We start from the raw sequence: 13,054 nt of genomic DNA, 5'->3' as shown, positions 1-13,054 counted from the left end.
TTCCGGCTGAGCACATCTGTACTGCCTGAGCACATCTGGTACTGCCTGAGCACAGCCTGTCGGAGCACCTGGACCGGTCCCACGGGGGAGCCATGCGTCGTCTGCTCGTCGGCCTCACGGCCTTGTCCGTCCTGGCCGCCGTCACCGCCTGCGGCTCGTCCGACTCCGGTGGGACGGACAAGCCCGGCGCGTCCGGCGGAACCACCACCGTCAAGGTCGGTGTCGTCCCCGTCCTGGACGTCGCGCCGATCTACCTGGGCGAGAAGCAGGGCTTCTACGCCGAACGCGGCATCGAGCTGGAGCTGACACCGGCCCAGGGCGGGGCCGCGATCGTGCCCGGGGTCGTGTCCGGCCAGTTCCAGTTCGGCTTCAGCAACACCACGTCGCTGCTGGTGGCCCAGTCCAAGAACATGCCCGTCAAGGCCGTGGCGAACGGGGTCGCTTCCACCGGGAAGGACGGCGCCGACTTCGCCGCCGTCACCGTGAAGAAGGGCTCTTCCCTGACGTCCGCCAAGCAGTTGGAGGGCAGGAAGACGGCGGTCAACACGCTCAACAACATCTGCGACACCTCGGTCAGGGAGTCGGTCCGCAAGGCCGGGGGCGACCCCGCGAAGGTCGAGTTCGTCGAGATGCCCTTCGACCAGATGCCCGCCGCGCTGGACGGCGGGCAGGTCGACGCGGCCTGCACCCCGGAACCGGCGCTCGCCACGGTCAAGGCCGCGGGCGGTACGGAGATCGCCTCGAACTTCTACGACGTGTCACCGGACCTCACCGTGGCCATGTACTTCACCTCCCAGCAGTACGCCGCCAAGAACCCGGACCTCGTGAAGAAGTTCCAGGAGGCGACCGCGGAGTCGCTGAAGTACGCCGACGAACACCCGGACGAGGTCCGGCAGATCCTCACCACCTACACGAAGATCCCCGACACGCTGCTGGACAAGCTGACCCTGCCGCGCTGGCCCGCCGAGCCCGACCGCGCGTCCATCGAGCGGCTGGCCGAACTGGGCGAGCGGGACGGGCTGTTCGAGCGGGCGCCGGACCTGGACAAGCTGCTGCCGTGAAAGGTGCAGACGCGGCACTCGGCGCGGCCGGGCTCGCGGCGTTCCTCGCGCTCTGCGAGGCGGTGCCGAGGCTCGGCCTGGTCGACGAGGACTACTTCCCGCCGGCCGGCCGTGTCGCGGACGCGCTCGGCCGTGAGCTCTCCGACGGCGCCTTCTGGTCGGCGCTCGGCGACACCCTCACCGGCTGGGCGCTGGGCCTCGCGATCGCGGTGAGCGCCGGTGTCCTCGCGGGCGTGCTGATCGCCGTGGTGCCGTATCTGCGCGAGGCGACCGCCTCGACGATCGAGTTCCTGCGGCCCATCCCGTCGGTCGCGCTGATCCCGCTGGCGGTGCTGCTGTACGGCACGGAACTGCGCTCGGTGCTGCTGCTGGTCGTGTACGCCTCGTTCTGGCAGGTGCTGATCCAGGTCCTCTACGGCGTGCGGGACGTCGACCCGGTCGCGGAGGAGACGGCACGCTCCTACGGCCTGGGCACCTGGGCGCGGGTCCGGCACGTGCTGTGGCCGACGGCGCTGCCGTACGTCATGACCGGGGTGCGGCTGGCGGCGGCCGTGGCACTGATCCTCGCCGTCACCGCCGAACTGGTCATCGGGGCACCGGGGTTGGGCGCCCGGATCGCGGTCGCGCAGACCTCGCAGGCGGTGCCGGAGATGTACGCGCTGATCGTGGTGACCGGGGTGCTCGGGCTGCTGATCAACGTCGGCGCGAGGTCGGTGGAGCGGCGGGCGCTGGCCTGGCACCAGTCGGTGCGCGGGGAGGTGGCGGTGTGAGACGCCTGCTGCTCCGACTGTTCTTCGCGCTCGCCCTGCCCGCGGTGCTGGTGGCCGTCTGGTGGGCGGCCTCGGCCGGCAGCACGAACGTCTACTGGCCGCCGCTGCGCACCATCCTCGGCACCTTCCCGGACGTCTGGACGGCCGACCGGCTGCGCACGGACGTGGGGCCCAGCGTGCTGCGGCTCGCGGCGGGCTACGCCACGGCGGCCGTCGTGGGCGTCGCGCTCGGCACGGTCATCGGCTCCTACCGGCGGGTGCGGGCGGTGTGCGAACCGGTCCTGGAGTTCCTGCGGGCCGTGCCGCCGCCGGTGCTGGTGCCGGTCATCATGCTGTTCGCGGGCATCGGCGACACGATGAAGATCGCGGTGATCGCGAGCGGCTGCGTGTGGCCGGTCCTGCTCAACACGGTCGAGGGCGTCCGCGCGGTCGACCCGGTGCTGGCCCAGACGGCCCGCTCCTACGGCATCACGGGCCCGGCCCGGCTGCGGGAGGTGGTGCTGCGCTCGGCGAGTCCGCAGATCTTCGCGGGCCTGCGCCAGGCGCTGTCGATCGGGATCATCCTCATGGTGATCAGCGAGATGTTCGCGGCCAGCAACGGCCTCGGCTTCACCATCGTGCAGTTCCAGCGCGGTTTCGCGATCCCCGACATGTGGACCGGGATCCTGCTGCTCGGCCTGCTCGGCTTTCTCCTCTCGGTGCTCTTCCGGCTGGTCGAGCGGCGGGTGCTCGGCTGGTACCACGGCCTGCGCGAGGCCGGCCGGCGGTCCCCGTGAACCTCGCGAAAGGGCGGTCCATGCTCGACGTACACGGCCTGCGGAAGGTCTACGAGGGTTCCGGGCGGCGCACCGAGGCGGTGCGCGACCTGACCTTCAGCGTGGAGGCGGGCGAACTGGTCTGTCTCGTGGGCCCGTCGGGCTGCGGCAAGACGACCCTGCTGAAGTGCGTCGGCGGACTGCTCGCCCCCACGGCCGGTGAGGTGCGGCTCGCGGGCCGCAGGGTCGAGGGGCCGCCGCCCGGGATGGCGTTCGTGTTCCAGGAGTACGGCCGCAGCCTGTTCCCGTGGATGCGGGTCGGGCAGAACGTGGAACTGCCCCTGAAGCAGAAGAAGCTGGGCAGGGAGCGGCGCCGCGAACTGGTCGCGGACGCGCTGGAGTCGGTGGGGCTCGCGGACGCCGCCGGCGCGTATCCGTGGCAGTTGTCGGGCGGCATGCAGCAGCGGGTGGCCATCGCGCGGGCGCTGGCGTACGAGCCCGAGGTGCTGCTGATGGACGAGCCGTTCGCGGCCGTGGACGCCCAGACCCGGGCCGATCTGGAGGACCTCGTACGGCGGCTGTGGCGGGAGCGCGGGATCACGATCCTGTTCGTCACCCACGACATCGACGAGGCCGTGTACCTCGGCGAGCGGGTGATCGTGCTGTCCGCCTCCCCCACCGTCGTCCAGGAGCAGCTGAAAGTCGATCTGCCGGCCGAGCGGGACCAGGTGCACACGCGCGTGTCCCCGCGCTTCGCCGAGCTGCGGACCCGGGTGTACGAGCAGATCCAGGCGGCGAAGCGCGGAGGGGCCGGCAAGGCCGTTCAGTGAGCGGCCCACAGCCCCCGGACATGCCCCAGGTGCCGGGTCATCACCTCGCGTACGGCGTCCTCGTCCCGGGCGAGCAGCGCGTCCAGGATCTCCAGGTGCTCCTGGGCCGAGGCCTCCAGCCGCCCCTGCTCCACCAGCGCGGTGAGCCCGTACAGCCGGGAGCGGCGTCTGAGGTCCCGTACGACGTCGACGAGATGGCCGTTGCCGGCGAGGGCCAGCAGGCCGAGGTGGAAGCGCAGGTCGGCCTCGACGTAGGCGATGAGGTCACCGGCCGCGGCGGAGGTGACGATCTCCTGGGCGACCGGGCGCAGGGCCTCCAGGGCCACCGGGTCGGCCGTGACCGCGAGGCCGGCTGTCGTGGGGATCTCGATCAGGGCCCGGATGTGGGTGTACTCGTCGAGTTGCCGCTCGGAGACGGCGGTGACCCGGAAGCCCTTGTTGGGCACGGTGTCGACCAGGCCCTCCTTGGCGAGGTCGAGCATGGCCTCGCGCACGGGTGTGGCGGAGACGCCGAAGCGGGCGGCGAGGCCGGGGGCCGAGTAGATCTCGCCGGGCCGCAGTTCACCGGCGATCAGGGCGGCCCGCAGCGCGTCCGCGACCCGCTCCCGGTGGCTGGGTTTCCTGCTGCCCAGCACGGGCAGGGCGGGGGTGTGCTGCGGGGCCATGACGGTCGGGGTTCCTCTCTGGCACTCAGGTGGTCTTCGGCTTACAGGACGAAGCCCGCCGGGAACGGGTCCTCGGGGTCGATCAGGTACTGGGCGGTGCCGGTGATCCAGGCGCGTCCGGTGAAGCTGGGCAGCACGGCCGGGCGTCCGGCGACCTCGGTCGTGCCGAGCAGTCTGCCGGTGAACCGGGTGCCGATGAAGGACTCGTTCAGGAACTCGGTGTGCAGCGGGAGTTCGCCGCGCGCGTGCAGCTGGGCCATGCGGGCGCTGGTGCCGGTGCCGCAGGGCGAGCGGTCGAACCAGCCGGGGTGGATGGCCATGGCGTGCCGGGAGTGGCGGGCGGTGGATCCGGGGGCGGCCAGGTAGACGTGGTGGAGGCCGTGGATGGAGGGGTCCTCCGGGTGGACGGGCGGGTCCTCGGCGTTGACGGCGGCCATGAGGGACAGGCCCGCGGCGAGGATCTCGTCCTTGCGGGACCGGTCGAAGGGCAGGCCGAACTGCTCCAGCGGCAGGATGGCGTAGAAGTTGCCGCCGAAGGCGAGGTCGTAGGTCACCGTGCGGCCGTCGGCGAGGGTGGCCTTGCGGTCGAGGCCGACGGCGAAGGACGGCACGTTCCGCAGGGTGACCGCCTTGGCGGCGCCGCCCTCCACGGCCACCTCGGCGACGACCGGGCCCGCCGGGGTGTCGAGCCGGATGGTGGTGACCGGTTCGACGGCCTCGACCATGCCGGTCTCGACGAGCACGGTCGCCACGCCGATGGTGCCGTGCCCGCACATGGGCAGATAGCCGGAGACCTCGATGTAGACGACACCCCAGTCGCAGTCGGGCCGGGTCGGCGGCTGGAGGATCGCGCCGCTCATGGCGGAGTGGCCGCGCGGCTCGTTCATCAGCAACTGCTTGATGTCGTCGCGGTGTTCGCGGAACCACAGCCGCCGCTCGTTCATGGTGGCGCCGGGGATGGTGCCGATGCCGCCGGTGATCACCCGGGTCGGCATGCCCTCGGTGTGCGAGTCGACGGCGTGCAGGACGAGTCTGCTGCGCATGATCGGTCCCTTGTTATGCGAGTCCGGCCGCGACGGCCTTCTCGGTGGCGGCTCGTACGGCGGCCTCCTGCTCGGGCAGCAGCGGCACGCGCGGGGGGCGGCAGGGGCCGCCGTGGCGGCCGACGAGGTCCATGGACAGCTTGATGGCCTGGACGAACTCCACCCGCGAGTCCCACCGCAGCAGCGGATGCAGCTGCCGGTACAGGGGCAGCGCGGTCTCCAGGTCGCCGTCGACGGCCGCGTGGTACAGCTCGACGGAGGCCTGGGGCAGCGCGTTCGGGTAGCCGGCCACCCAGCCCTTGGCGCCCGCGACGGCCAGTTCCAGCAGCACGTCGTCCGCGCCGATCAACAGGTCCAGCTCGGGGGCGAGTTCGGCGATCCGGTAGGCCCGGCGGACATCGCCCGAGAACTCCTTCACGCCCTGGATGTACCCCTCGCCGTGCAGCCGGGCGAGCAGCTCGGGCACGAGGTCGACCTTGGTGTCGACCGGGTTGTTGTACGCCACGACCGGCAGCCCGGCCCGGGCGACCTCGGCGTAGTGGGCGAGGACGGAGCGCTCGTCGGCGCGGTAGGCGTTCGGCGGCAGCAGCATCACCGCCCGGCAGCCCGCCTCGCCGGCCTGCTCGGCCCAGCGCCGGGACTCGGCGGACCCGTAGGCGGCGACGCCGGGCATGACGCGCTGCCCGCCGATCGCGGCGACGGCCGTCTCCACGACCCGGCGGCGCTCCTCCGGGGTGAGCACCTGGTACTCGCCGAGGGAGCCGTTCGGCACGACGCCGTCGCAGCCGTTCTCGACGAGCCAGGCGCAGTGCTCGGCGTACCGGTCGTAGTTCACGGAGAGGTCGGCGTTGAGCGGGAGCGCGGTGGCGACGAGGACGCCGCGCCAGGGGCGGTGGTCGGTCATGACGGTCCCTCCTGGGAGTAGTGCTGCCGGGCGAGGACGCCGAGCGGCACGGGACGGGCGAACGGCCTTCTGGACGGGGTGGGCGGGCAGCCGGCGAGACCGGCGACCGCGGCGGAGCACATCCGGCCCTGGCACCAGCCCATCCCGGCCCGGGTGAGCAGCTTCACGGTGCGCTCGTCGCCCGCTCCGAGGTCCAGGGCGTCGCGCACGGCGCCGGCGGTGACCTCCTCGCAGCGGCAGACCACGGTGTCGTCGGTGACCTGCTCGGGCCAGTGCGCGGGCGGCGCGTAGGCGGAGTCGAGGGCGGCGGCGGATCTCCTGAGCCTCGTACGGGCCTTGACGGCGGCGGGGGCCGGGTCGGGCGTGGTGCCGCGCAGGCGGGCGGCGGCGGAGCAGCCCGCGATGTGCCCCTCGGCGAGGGCGAGGGCGGCGCCGCCGATGCCGGTGGCCTCCCCGGCCGCCCACACGCCGGGCACATCGGTGCGCTGCTCGGCGTCGACGGCCGCGGCGAGCCCGTCGAGGCGGCAGCCGAGGCCGTCGGCGAGGTCGGTGTGCGGGAGCATGCCGTGGCCGACGGCGAGGGTGTCGCAGGGCAACTGCCGCTCGGTGCCGGGCCGGACGCGCCCGGCGTCGAGGGCGGCGACCGTGACGCCGGTCAGCCGGTCGTCGCCGTGGGCGCGGACGACGGTGTGGCGGGCGAGGACCGGCACGCGGTGGCGCAGCAGCCGGGCGGCGTATCCGGCGCCCTCCGGGAGCTTGCCGGCCAGGGCCGGGCCGTGGCGGGCGAGGCGCCCGGGGTCGGTCGACTCGACGAGCGCGGCGACCTCTACGCCCGCTGCCGCGAGGCCGGTCGCCACGGGCAGCAGCAGCGGCCCGGTCCCGGCCACCACCGCCCTGCGCCCCGGCACCACGAGCCCGCCCTTGAGCATGGCCTGCGCTCCCCCGGCGGTGACGACGCCCGGCAGGGTCCAGCCGGGGAAGGGCAGCACCTGCTCGTAGCCGCCGGTGGCCAGGAGCACGGCCCGGGCAGGCACCTCGGCGGGCTCCTCCTGCTCCGGCCCGAGCAGCGCGTGCACCGTGAAGCCCTGCGGCGTCCGCTCCACGCACCACACATGGTGCTCCGTCAGCACGCGGACGGCACTGGCGGCGAGCCCGTCCCGCAGCCGCTCCCAGGTCCGCCACCGGTGGTGCAGCGCCTCGGGCCGTCCGGCCCCGAGCCCGGCGGCGGGCTGCCGGTAGAACTGCCCGCCGGGCTCGGCCGCGGCGTCGACGAGCGTGACGCCAACGCCGCGCGCGGAGGCCGCCAGGGCGGCGGCGAGCCCGGCCGGTCCGGCGCCGATCACCGCGAGGTCAGTCCGCACGGCGCACCTCCTCATGGCGCGCACCGTCCTGCGTCCCGAACACCGCAAGCTCAGTCCGCACGGCGCACCTCCTCATGGCCCGTCCCGCCCTGCGTGCCGATTTCGTCGCCCGGCCGCGCCGGCACCAGGCAAGCCCGCTGGTTGGGGCGGCCGTTGACGGTGACCAGGCAGTCGAAGCAGACGCCGATCCCGCAGAACACCCCGCGGGGCCGGCCCTCGCCCCGGGTGGCACGCCAGGAGGTGATGCCCGCCGCCCACAGCACGGCGGCGACCGTCTGCCCGGGCAGCGCCTCGACCGGCCGCCCGTCGAAGGTGACGGTGAAGGCGGGGCCGGGCCTGGCGCCCGCCAGCTGAAGCGGATTCACTCGGCCTCCTCGGTGAAGCGGTCGGGACGGAACGGGCCGAGGTCCAGGCCGGGCGCCTGCCCGGTCAGGACCTGGGCGATCAGGTGCCCGGTGCCGGTGGCCAGCCCGATGCCGGCGCCCTCGTGCCCGCAGGCGTGGTGGAGCCCGGGCGCCCTCGGGTCGGGGCCGATCGCGGGCAGGTGGTCGGGCAGGTACGGCCGGAAACCCGCGTACGTGCGCATGGCCCGGACTCCGGCGAGGAACGGGAAGAGCCGGGTGGCGCCCGCCGCCAGCGCCCGCAGGGCCGGGAGCGACAACGACCGGTCGAAGCCGACCCGTTCGCGGCTGGCGCCGATGAGGACGGGCCCGGCGGGCGTGCCCTCCACCACCGGGGACGTCTGCAACGCCGCCGAGTCGCTCGCGACGTCGGCCACGTAGTCGGCGGCGTACACCTTGTGCCGGACGCGGGGCGGCAGCGGCTCGGTGACCAGGACGAAGCCGCGCCGGGGCAGCACCGGCAGGGCGACTCCGGCGCGGGCGGCCACCTCGCCGCCCCAGGTGCCGGCCGCGTTGACGACCGCCGGGGCGTGGATGTCGCCCTTGTCGGTGTGCACCCCGCGCACCGCGCCGCCGGGGCCCCGCAGCACCCCGGTCACCTCCCGGCCGGTGAGCAGCCGGGCGCCCGAGGCACGCAGCAGGTGCGCCGCCGCCAGCGCGGGCATCACCTGGGCGTCCTGCGGGTAGTGCACACCGCCCGCGAGGCCGGGAGCCAGATACGGCTCCAGGTCGGTGAGGCGGTCGGCGGGCACGGACACGGCCTCCACCCCGGCCGCGCGCTGCCCGGCGGCGAGTTCCTCCAGCCCGGCCCGTGCCGCCTCGCTGCCGGCGACGACGACCCCGCCCTTGGCCTCGTACTCGACGGCCTTCCCCAGCCCCTCCCGGGCCAGTTCCGCCCACAGTCGGGCGGACAGCAGGGCCAGTTCGAGCTCGGGTCCGGGCTCCTTGTCGGAGACGAGGAGGTTCCCCTCCCCCGCGCCGGTCGTCCCACCGGCCACCGGGCCCCGGTCCACCACGACCGCGTCGAGGCCCGCGCGGGCCGCGTACAGGGCGCAGGCGGCACCGACGACTCCGGCTCCGACCACCACGACATCGCAGGTCAGCGACTCGTTCACGCCAGTACTATGTCACACACCACACTTCCTGGGAATGGGGCGGACGGCGGCGGTACAGAGGCAGGGCGGCTCAGTCGGCCGCCGGGACGACCCGCAGATGGGCGGCGCCACGGCGCGTCCGGCGGTCCCGGGAGGGGGTGCGTCGGGCCTCGCGCAGGACGAACGTCAGCCGGGTGCAGCCCAGTTCCGCGAGCGTCCGGGAGGTCTCGACGACGACCCGGCAGTCGGTGGCGCCCCAGCGCGGGTCCGGGTGCAGCAGCGGCCGTACGGCACCGTCGAGCTCGGCGGCGTCCTCGCCGACCGAGCGGATCCAGTGCGGCAGGCCGTGCCGGTAGGCGGCCTCCATGATGGGGTCCTGGGCGATGTCGCGGCGGATGCCCTGGAGCCCGTGGTCGGGGCCGTGGCTCTCCACGGTCCGCGCGAAGTGCGCGAGCATCGGCAGGCACCAGCTCGCCTCGTGCTCGCCGAGCACCGTGGGAGCGTCCGGGTGGAAGAGCACGAACCGCAGGAAGTTGTCGCCCGGCAGGGCCGTCGGGTGCGGACCGACGCCGCCGAAAAGTGACCGGAACGCGCTGTTGGTGAGCACGACGTCCCAGCAGTGGTCCACGACGAGCGAGGGGAAGGAGACGGCCTCCAGAAGCCCGGCGCAGTCCTCCAGGTAGGCCCGGGCCTCGGGAGTCTCGGGGACGGGCCGCGGTGCCGGCCGCTGCCCTCCTGCCTGATATGCCATCGGGAGGTCACCCCTCTTGCCTGTGCGGCCTTGACGCGGCGCCCCGATCCTGCTGCCCGGAGCTGAGGCGTGTCAACTATCGTGGCATTCTGTGCCCGTTGACGGCTGAAATTGGCCACAGTTGTGGCGAGACCTGGATGTGAGTTCGAGGCACCCGCTACGCTCCGGGAAGTTCACGCCGGGGAAAGTCACGGCATCCGCTTGTGAGAAGCCTGTGAGAGACGTAGGAGATCTGTCGGTGACGGGTGGCTTCGTCGAAGGTCCTGGCGCCACGCCGACGGCCGTGCTGGCGGCCGTCGTCTCCCGTGTCACCGCGCTCGCCGACCGGCTCGGCGTGCCGCACGCCGAGGTCTTCGACACCGGTCGGCTGTCCGTCGCCTCGGGGGTCCCGGAACCCGTGGTGAAGGCCCTGCTCGGCGGCCGGCCCGCGGGCGAGCCCGATGTGCAGGCCCGGTTCCTGCAGCGGCTGGACCTGCTGCGCCGGACCCGGCTCAAGCCCAACGGCCGCAGATACACCCAGCAGGAGATCGCCGACGGCGCGGGCATGTCCCGGCAGCAGGCCGGGGCCCTCATCAACGGCGACCGGCGGCCGACCATGGAGCACTGCGACGCCCTCCAGCGGTTCTTCCGGGTGCACGCCGGCTTCCTGACGGCCGAGGACCCCGAGGCGCTCGTGAGCGCCCTCCAGCACACCGAGCAGGAACTGCTCCAGAAGCTCGCCGACCGCGAGCGGGAGGCGGCCGCGGCGGCGGACGACCCGCTGGAGCGGCTGCTCCAGGACCACGGCGTGCGCGGCATCGCCTGGCGGGCCGCGCAGCTGCCCACCGACCAGCACCGTGACAAGGTCGCGGAGTGGCTGGACATGCTCCTGGAGAGCGTCAAGCGGCCCGAGTCGTGACCGTGGGGAGAACTGTGGGCATCGGTAAGGAAATGCGCCGCCTGTGCGGCGAGCTGGTCGCGGAGCTGACCCTCCCCGCACCGGCACGGCCCGACGAGCTGTACACCGCGCTGTGCGACGCCATGAGCAGACGCCGCGGCCGCCCCGTCCACTTCCGTACCGCCGCCTTCCCGCCCGGGACCGCCAGCGGGCTCTGGCTCGACATGGCCGAGCAGGACCTCGTCGTGATCGAGGAACGCACGGCTCCCGACCACCAGTTGGTGATCCTGGGCCACGAGCTGTGGCACATGAAGGCCGGGCACTGCTCCCACCACGTCGAGGGCGCCGCCGTCGCGGCCCGGCTGCTCGACGACGGCGCCGACCTCCAGGCGACCGTGCTGAAGGTCGCCGCGCGCACCCGGTTCGACCTCGACGACGAGAAGGAGGCCGAGAGCTTCGGTCTGCTGCTCGCCAGCAAGTGCCGTGCCTGGCTGGCCGGTTCGTCGTCGCGAGGGCCGGTGCAGCGGGACCATCTGGCGGGACGGATCGAGGCGTCGCTCGGGTACCGGGGGCCGCAGAGCTGACGGGCCGTTCTCCGCGTCACCGGGGGCGGTTCCGTCTGCGCCGAGCGGGCGAACCGAGGGGCGGCGGGGCCGGATTGTCAGTGGTGGGCGGCAAGCTGGAGGTGCGTCACCGCTGTGCGGGGCGCCGCGCGCCGCGAGGGCGCGGGACCGACGACGCCGACCCGGGGAGAGCCGACCGATGCCCACCGCCGTACTGACCGACCGCGAACGCACCGCCGTCCAGGCGTATCTGCGGCTGCTGCACACCGTCCGGGCCGCCTTCGACCTGGAGGACGGCCCGCCGGTCGTCCCGCCCGCCGTGCTCGCCGACGCGGAACGGGCCCTCGACCGGGCCGGTCTGACCGGCAACGAGGAGGAGTTCTTCCGGCTGCTGAAGACCTGGTGCCCGGAACCGGGCTCCTGACGAGCCTCAGCCGTGCGGTACGGCGACGGCCGTCGCGACCAGGCCGCGGCCGGCGGTCCAGCGGCCGTCGAAGTGGTCGAGGCGGCGGTCGCCCACCTGCGGCCCGGGGACGAGGAGCGCGGCGCGGAAGCGGCCGTCCGCGGTGATCTCGATGTCGGCCTCCATGAAGTCCAGCCACTTCCCGGTGAGGGGGAACCACGCCTTGTAGACGGATTCCTTCGCGCTGAACAGCAGCCGGTCCCAGTGGACGTCGGGGCGTTCGGCCGCGAGCCGCCGCAGCCGCTCCGCCTCGGCCGGCAGGGCCACGGACGACAGGACACCCTCGGGCAGCGGCCCGTGGACCTCGGCGTCGATGCCGACGGAGGCCAGGTCGGTGGCGCGGACCAGGGCGGCGGCGCAGTAGCCGTCGCAGTGGGTCATGCTGCCGGCCAGCCCGGCCGGCCAGCCCGGGGCGCCGCGCTCGCCGGGCAGGATCGGCTGCGGCGGCACACCGAGCTTCTCCATGGCGCGGCGGGCGCAGGAGCGTACGACGGCGAACTCCCGGCGGCGCTTGGCGACCGCCCGCGTCAGGAGCGCCGCCTCCTCGGGGTACAGCGGGGTCTCCGGGCCCTCGTTTCCGTATGCCTCGACGGTGACCACGGTCTCCGGCAGCAGTTCCTCGATCACCGCTCCTCGCCCTCCCTCGGCAGGATGCGCCGCAGCCGCCCCGGCGGCCCGGGCCGCTTGCGCCACTCACGGGGATAGCCCACCGACACCTCCTCGAAGCGCACGCCGTCGAGCCAGGTGGTGCGGGGGATGTGCAGATGGCCGTAGACCATGGTGTGGACGCGGAACCTGCGGTGCCAGTCGGCGGTCAGGCCGGTGCCGCACCACATGGCGAACTCGGGGTGCCACAGGACGTCCATCGGGTGCCGGTCCAGCGGATAGTGGTTGACGGGGATCACCGGCAGGTCGCCGGGCAGTTCGGCGAGCCTGCGTTCGGTCGCGGCGACCCGGGCCCGGCACCAGGCCTCCCGGCTCGGGTACGGGTCGGGGTGCAGCAGGTACTCGTCGCTGCACACGATCCCGGTGCCGTGGGCGTACTCCAGGCCCTGTTCCTTGGTCGCGCACCCGGCGGGCAGGAACGAGTAGTCGTACAGCAGGAACAGCGGGGCGATCGCCACGGGGCCGCCGGGGCCCTCCCAGACGGGGTAGGGGTCCTCCGGTGTCGTCACGCCCAGTTCCCGGCACAGCTCGACCAGGTACTCGTATCGGGCGACACCGCGCAGGGTGACGGCGTCGCTCGGATGGGTCCACAGCTCGTGGTTGCCGGGCACCCAGACGACCTTGCGGAAGCGGCCCGCGAGGGTCTTGAGGGTCCAGCGGATGTCGGCCACGGTCTCGGCGACGTCACCGGCCACGAGCAGCCAGTCGTCGTCCGTGACCGGCCGCATGTCCTCGACCAGGGCGCGGTTCTCCGGGTAGCCGATGTGCAGGTCGCTGATGGCCAGCAGCTGTGCGGCACCACCGGCCGTCGACGTCACCTCTCGCCCCCTCCGCGCACGCGAACGCCCCT

16 protein-coding genes are annotated in these 13,054 nt (G+C 73.7%); 7 read left to right on the top strand and 9 right to left on the bottom strand.

What is annotated here, in order from left to right; genetic code table 11:
* Positions 1–92: 92 nt before the first annotated feature.
* Genes IE255_RS12930 through IE255_RS12915 form a run of 4 tightly spaced genes read left to right on the top strand, consistent with a single transcriptional unit; the run spans position 93 to position 3,416 of the window.
* Positions 93–1,061 carry an ABC transporter substrate-binding protein gene (locus IE255_RS12930; RefSeq protein WP_190050363.1) on the top strand — a complete coding sequence of 323 codons (969 nt, stop codon included), beginning with the start codon at positions 93–95 and terminating at the stop codon, positions 1,059–1,061.
* The gene (locus IE255_RS12925; RefSeq protein ID WP_190050362.1) at positions 1,058–1,831 is read left to right on the top strand and encodes an ABC transporter permease; all 774 of its coding nucleotides are present in this window, start codon (positions 1,058–1,060) and stop codon (positions 1,829–1,831) included. Before IE255_RS12930 ends, IE255_RS12925 begins: the two co-directional genes overlap by 4 nt.
* Entirely contained in the window at positions 1,828–2,607 is a 780-nt protein-coding gene (locus IE255_RS12920; protein ID WP_190050361.1) for an ABC transporter permease, read from the top strand. The genes IE255_RS12925 and IE255_RS12920 overlap by 4 nt, the downstream gene beginning before the upstream one ends.
* A gap of 20 nt (positions 2,608–2,627) precedes the next feature.
* Entirely contained in the window at positions 2,628–3,416 is a 789-nt protein-coding gene (locus IE255_RS12915) for an ABC transporter ATP-binding protein (RefSeq protein ID WP_190050360.1), read from the top strand.
* Here IE255_RS12915 and IE255_RS12910 read toward each other — a convergent pair.
* The 7 genes from IE255_RS12910 to IE255_RS12880 all read right to left on the bottom strand — a co-directional run bounded on the left by IE255_RS12910 (position 3,410) and on the right by IE255_RS12880 (position 9,635).
* The gene (locus tag IE255_RS12910) at positions 3,410–4,081 is read right to left on the bottom strand and encodes a GntR family transcriptional regulator (RefSeq protein ID WP_190050359.1); all 672 of its coding nucleotides are present in this window, start codon (positions 4,079–4,081) and stop codon (positions 3,410–3,412) included. The two genes, IE255_RS12915 and IE255_RS12910, sit on opposite strands and share 7 nt — an antisense overlap.
* Before the next feature lie 41 nt (positions 4,082–4,122).
* Entirely contained in the window at positions 4,123–5,124 is a 1,002-nt protein-coding gene (locus IE255_RS12905) for a proline racemase family protein (RefSeq protein WP_190050358.1), read from the bottom strand.
* A 13-nt stretch (positions 5,125–5,137) separates the two neighbouring features.
* The gene (locus tag IE255_RS12900; protein WP_190050357.1) at positions 5,138–6,028 is read right to left on the bottom strand and encodes a dihydrodipicolinate synthase family protein; all 891 of its coding nucleotides are present in this window, start codon (positions 6,026–6,028) and stop codon (positions 5,138–5,140) included.
* Positions 6,025–7,404 carry an FAD/NAD(P)-dependent oxidoreductase gene (locus IE255_RS12895; RefSeq protein WP_190050356.1) on the bottom strand — a complete coding sequence of 460 codons (1,380 nt, stop codon included), beginning with the start codon at positions 7,402–7,404 and terminating at the stop codon, positions 6,025–6,027. The genes IE255_RS12900 and IE255_RS12895 overlap by 4 nt, the downstream gene beginning before the upstream one ends.
* A 35-nt stretch (positions 7,405–7,439) precedes the next feature.
* On the bottom strand, positions 7,440–7,754 hold the full coding sequence (locus tag IE255_RS12890; protein ID WP_190050355.1) for a (2Fe-2S)-binding protein: 315 nt from the start codon (positions 7,752–7,754) through the stop codon (positions 7,440–7,442).
* Complete coding sequence (locus IE255_RS12885; RefSeq protein WP_190050354.1) at positions 7,751–8,905, bottom strand: NAD(P)/FAD-dependent oxidoreductase; 1,155 nt, start codon at positions 8,903–8,905, stop codon at positions 7,751–7,753. Before IE255_RS12885 ends, IE255_RS12890 begins: the two co-directional genes overlap by 4 nt.
* A gap of 70 nt (positions 8,906–8,975) precedes the next feature.
* A complete protein-coding gene (locus IE255_RS12880) occupies positions 8,976–9,635 on the bottom strand; it encodes an MmyB family transcriptional regulator (RefSeq protein ID WP_190050353.1) in 660 nt (219 codons plus the stop codon).
* Positions 9,636–9,873: 238 nt separating this feature from the next.
* On the opposite strand from IE255_RS12880, the gene IE255_RS12875 reads away from it, so the two are divergent.
* The 3 genes from IE255_RS12875 (at position 9,874) to IE255_RS12865 (ending at position 11,499) form a co-directional block, all read left to right on the top strand.
* On the top strand, positions 9,874–10,533 hold the full coding sequence (locus IE255_RS12875; protein ID WP_190050352.1) for a helix-turn-helix domain-containing protein: 660 nt from the start codon (positions 9,874–9,876) through the stop codon (positions 10,531–10,533).
* Positions 10,534–10,565: 32 nt separating this feature from the next.
* Positions 10,566–11,096, top strand: a complete 531-nt coding sequence (locus IE255_RS12870) for a toxin-antitoxin system, toxin component (RefSeq protein ID WP_190050752.1) — start codon at positions 10,566–10,568, stop codon at positions 11,094–11,096.
* Positions 11,097–11,274: 178 nt separating this feature from the next.
* The gene (locus IE255_RS12865; protein WP_190050351.1) at positions 11,275–11,499 is read left to right on the top strand and encodes a hypothetical protein; all 225 of its coding nucleotides are present in this window, start codon (positions 11,275–11,277) and stop codon (positions 11,497–11,499) included.
* Between the two features lie 6 nt (positions 11,500–11,505).
* On the opposite strand, the gene IE255_RS12860 is transcribed toward IE255_RS12865, so the two are convergent.
* Both IE255_RS12860 and IE255_RS12855 read right to left on the bottom strand, forming a co-directional pair.
* Positions 11,506–12,165, bottom strand: coding sequence for a 4'-phosphopantetheinyl transferase family protein (locus tag IE255_RS12860; protein ID WP_190050350.1), 660 nt, complete (start codon positions 12,163–12,165; stop codon positions 11,506–11,508).
* Positions 12,162–13,022 (bottom strand): metallophosphoesterase family protein, encoded by an 861-nt coding sequence (locus tag IE255_RS12855; protein ID WP_190050349.1) that lies wholly within the window; start codon positions 13,020–13,022, stop codon positions 12,162–12,164. The genes IE255_RS12860 and IE255_RS12855 overlap by 4 nt, the downstream gene beginning before the upstream one ends.
* Positions 13,023–13,054: the final 32 nt, after the last annotated feature.

It is taken from the genome of Streptomyces lomondensis, from assembly GCF_014651035.1.
In the GTDB taxonomy this organism is placed as follows: Bacteria; Actinomycetota; Actinomycetes; order Streptomycetales; family Streptomycetaceae; genus Streptomyces; species Streptomyces lomondensis.
This window is presented reverse-complemented; position numbering and strand designations above follow the sequence as displayed.

Coding starts and splice junctions, on each gene's coding strand:
- IE255_RS12930 (WP_190050363.1), top strand. CDS start 93: ATGCGTCGTCTGCTCGTCGGCCTCACGGCCTTGTCCGTCCTGGCCGCC.
- IE255_RS12895 (WP_190050356.1), bottom strand. CDS start 7,404: ATGAGGAGGTGCGCCGTGCGGACTGACCTCGCGGTGATCGGCGCCGGA.
- IE255_RS12900 (WP_190050357.1), bottom strand. CDS start 6,028: ATGACCGACCACCGCCCCTGGCGCGGCGTCCTCGTCGCCACCGCGCTC.
- IE255_RS12915 (WP_190050360.1), top strand. CDS start 2,628: ATGCTCGACGTACACGGCCTGCGGAAGGTCTACGAGGGTTCCGGGCGG.
- IE255_RS12870 (WP_190050752.1), top strand. CDS start 10,566: ATGCGCCGCCTGTGCGGCGAGCTGGTCGCGGAGCTGACCCTCCCCGCA.
- IE255_RS12910 (WP_190050359.1), bottom strand. CDS start 4,081: ATGGCCCCGCAGCACACCCCCGCCCTGCCCGTGCTGGGCAGCAGGAAA.
- IE255_RS12905 (WP_190050358.1), bottom strand. CDS start 5,124: ATGCGCAGCAGACTCGTCCTGCACGCCGTCGACTCGCACACCGAGGGC.
- IE255_RS12880 (WP_190050353.1), bottom strand. CDS start 9,635: ATGGCATATCAGGCAGGAGGGCAGCGGCCGGCACCGCGGCCCGTCCCC.
- IE255_RS12865 (WP_190050351.1), top strand. CDS start 11,275: ATGCCCACCGCCGTACTGACCGACCGCGAACGCACCGCCGTCCAGGCG.